General features: G+C 75.4%; 3 protein-coding genes. All 3 read right to left on the bottom strand.

Translation table 11 applies throughout. The features are described 5' to 3' along the window. Positions 1 to 82: 82 nt before the first annotated feature. From AA75_RS26770 to AA75_RS26760, 3 genes are read right to left on the bottom strand one after another with little or no spacing between them, the layout of a single operon-like run. Positions 83 to 634: an NADPH-dependent FMN reductase gene (locus tag AA75_RS26770; protein ID WP_051813439.1), complete on the bottom strand. Its 552-nt coding sequence runs from the start codon at positions 632 to 634 to the stop codon at positions 83 to 85. A 15-nt stretch (positions 635 to 649) separates the two neighbouring features. Next, complete coding sequence (locus AA75_RS26765) at positions 650 to 1,597, bottom strand: LLM class flavin-dependent oxidoreductase (protein ID WP_051813437.1); 948 nt, start codon at positions 1,595 to 1,597, stop codon at positions 650 to 652. Beyond that, entirely contained in the window at positions 1,594 to 2,889 is a 1,296-nt protein-coding gene (locus AA75_RS26760; RefSeq protein WP_033822830.1) for an LLM class flavin-dependent oxidoreductase, read from the bottom strand. The genes AA75_RS26765 and AA75_RS26760 overlap by 4 nt, the downstream gene beginning before the upstream one ends. Between the last annotated feature and the right edge of the window lie 26 nt (positions 2,890 to 2,915).

Here is a 2,915-nt window from a genome sequence, read left to right as displayed (position 1 = left end):
GGTGTCCCTCGGTGACCGACTCCGAGGTGAACAGGCGGCGGGACATGGCTCTCCAGTCGATGGTGGGCGGAAGGTGCGGCGGTCAGACGGCGGCCGGGGCCAGCATCCGGGCGCCGAGCAGCAGTTCGGCGGCTGCCCGGTCGATCCGGGCGTCCAGCCGGGGTGCGGTGGCGCCGAGCAGGTCGGCGCGTTCGGCGATGACCTGGGTCGGGACGGTCCAGCCGCCGAGGGACCGGACCACCGCCCGCAGGTGGTCGCAGGCGGTGGCGCCGTGGTGCACGCTCGCGCCGGTGGCGGCGACCAGGACCGCCCGGTCGCGCAGGGCGGCCCGCGGTGCGTGGTCGAGCAGGTTCTTCAGGGCGCCCGCGTAACTGCCGTGCTGGACGGGGGTGATGAGGACGACGGCCCGGGCGGCCGCCAGACGGTCGGCCAGGTGGCGGACGTCCGGGTCGAGGGCGAGGGTGCCGTCGGTGTAGGCGTCCGCGTCCAGGCCGGGCAGTCGCAGCAGCCGGCGGTCGAGGTCGACGACCGAGCCGCCGGCGTCGCGCTGCTGCAGGTGGTGGCGGATCCGGGCGGCCAGCCGGGCGCTGCTGGAGGCCGGTGCCGTGCTGCCCGTGAGGATGAGCGTCTCCATGGTGGCGCCGCCTCCTCAGACGGTGGCGGGCCGGCGGTCCGGCCGGGGCAGGCCGAGCCGCTCACGCAGCGTGGTGCGGGCGGCGGCGCCGCCGAGCGGACCGGCGCCGAGCAGGCCGCGGCGGCGCAGCTCGGGGACGGCGGTGGTGAGGAACGGGTCGTCGGGCGCGGTGAGGGTGGCCACGAAGCCGTCCGCGGCCTGCTGTTCGGTCCACCGGGCGATCAGGTCCGCCGGGTCCGTGCCGGCCCCGGTGCGCAGGGTCGCGATGACCTTGACGTGGTCGGCGTCCCCGCCGCGTTCGGCGGCGTCCTGCCGGATCCGGGTCCGCAGGCGCCGGGCCTCGGCGGGGTCGGTGGTGTCCAGCAGGACGAGGTCGGCGCCGCCGGCGAGGGCGGGGTCGGTGACGGCGACCACGGGGTGGCCCTGGGGCGGGCGGGCGACGTTGAGCGGGCCGGCCACCGAGTAGTGCGGGCCGTCGTGGTCGAGCCGGTGGATCCGGTCGAGGTGCCAGTACTGCCCGCTCTCCCGGTCGTGGACGAAGGCGTCGGCGTCGAAGCTCTCCCACAGGCCCTTGACGACCTCCAGGTATTCGGCGGCCGCCGCCGTGCCCGGGCCGGTGCCGTCGGCGCACCAGCCGGCCCGGCCGCGGCCGAGGTGGTCGAGCGAGGCGGTGATCCGCGCCAGGTGGTAGGGCGCGAGGTCACCGGGCGGGGTGCGGACCAGCAGGCCGATGTGCTCGGTGACGGCGCACAGGGCGGCGGCCGCGGTGGTGGCCTCGAACCGGCCGGGGGCGGCGGGGGTGCCGTCGCCGAGCAGCAGGGCGTCCAGTCCGGCCTGCTCGGCCGCGCGGGCGAGCGCCTTGAGTTCGCGCAGGCCGGGTGCGGCGGTGCCGGGGCCGGTGGGGTTCGGGCCGATGGCCGCCAGGAGCAGCGGGGTGGTGGCTGTCGGTCGGCCGGCGGTCATGCGGCACCTGCTTTCCGGGTAGGGGCGGGGAGGTCCAGGCCGAGGTTCTCGCGCAGGGTGGTGCCCTGGTAGGCGGTCCGGTACAGGCCGCGGCGCTGGAGCTCGGGGACGACGTGGTCGACGAAGTCGTCGGCGGAGCCGGGGAGGTAGGGGAAGTCGATGTTGAAACCGTCCGCGCCGCCCTGGGTGAACCAGGACTCCATGTGGTCGGCGATCTGCTCGGGGGTGCCGGCGATGACGTCGCCCATCAGGCGCAGGGCGAGGCCGCGGATCGAGAGGTTCTCCCGGCGGGCGAGGCCGACCAGGCGTTCGGTGGTGCTCTGCGACTGGTTGGTGTACGGGATGTCGGGGACGGGGCCGTCGATGGGGTGGCCGGCCAGGTCGACGCCGAGGAAGTCCTGGAGGGTGCGCAGGGCGACGTGGTCGGGGACCAGGTCCTGGAGTTCGGCCAGGACCGCCAGGGCCTCGGCCTCGGTGGCGGCGACGATCGGGGCTAGGGTCGGCCAGACCAGGACCTGTTCGGGGTTGCGGCCGTGGGCGGCGACGCGGCTCTTGAGGTCGGTGTAGAAGTCCTGGGCGTCGGCGAGGCGGTTGTGCCGGGTGAAGATCACCTCGGCGTGCCGGGCGGCGAACTCGCGGCCGACCGGGGAGGATCCGGCCTGGATGATGACGGGCCGGCCCTGCGGCGGGCGGGCGACGTCGAGCGGCTCCGTGGTCTCGAAGTGCTCGCCGCGGTGGTGCAGGGGGGCGCCGGGCGTGCCGTCGCGGGCGTCGCCGCCGCTGTCCCACAGCTGCTTGACGACGTCGATGAACTCCTCGGCGCGCTGGTAGCGCCGGCCGTGCTCCAGGTGCTCGGGCCGGCCGAAGTTGACGGACTCCCAGGGCGCGGCGGAGGTGACCACGTTCCAGGCGGCGCGGCCGCCGCTGAGGTGGTCGAGGGAGGCGTAGCGGCGGGCGATGTGGTGCGGCTCGTTGTAGGTGGTGGTGGCGGTGGCGGCGAGGCCGATGTGCTCGGTGACGGCGGCGTAGGCGGCGAGCAGGGTGAGCGGTTCGAAGTGCTCGGTGCGGGAGGTGTGGCACAGGGAGTCGAGGTGGGTGCCCCAGACGGCGACGATGTCGGCGATGAACACGGCGTCGAACAGGCCGCGTTCGAGGGTCTGTGCGTTGCGGATGTGGAAGTCGAGGTCGAGCTGGGCGTCGGCCTTGGTGGCGGGGTGGCGCCAGGCGGCGGTGTGGCCGCCCGGTCCGTCGATGATGCCGGCGAGGGTCATTCGCCTGCGGGATGCTGCCATGGGTGCGGGCTCCTTGGGGCCTGGGG

Source organism: Kitasatospora sp. MBT63, assembly GCF_000710465.2.
GTDB lineage: Bacteria > Actinomycetota > Actinomycetes > Streptomycetales > Streptomycetaceae > Kitasatospora.
The sequence above is the reverse complement of the archived record's forward strand: the minus strand, read 5'-3'. Positions and strand labels throughout refer to the sequence as shown.

Excerpts from the sequence above, each read along its gene's own strand:
- AA75_RS26770 (WP_051813439.1), bottom strand. The coding sequence starts at position 634 with ATGGAGACGCTCATCCTCACGGGCAGCACGGCACCGGCCTCCAGCAGC.
- AA75_RS26765 (WP_051813437.1), bottom strand. The coding sequence starts at position 1,597 with ATGACCGCCGGCCGACCGACAGCCACCACCCCGCTGCTCCTGGCGGCC.
- AA75_RS26760 (WP_033822830.1), bottom strand. The coding sequence starts at position 2,889 with ATGGCAGCATCCCGCAGGCGAATGACCCTCGCCGGCATCATCGACGGA.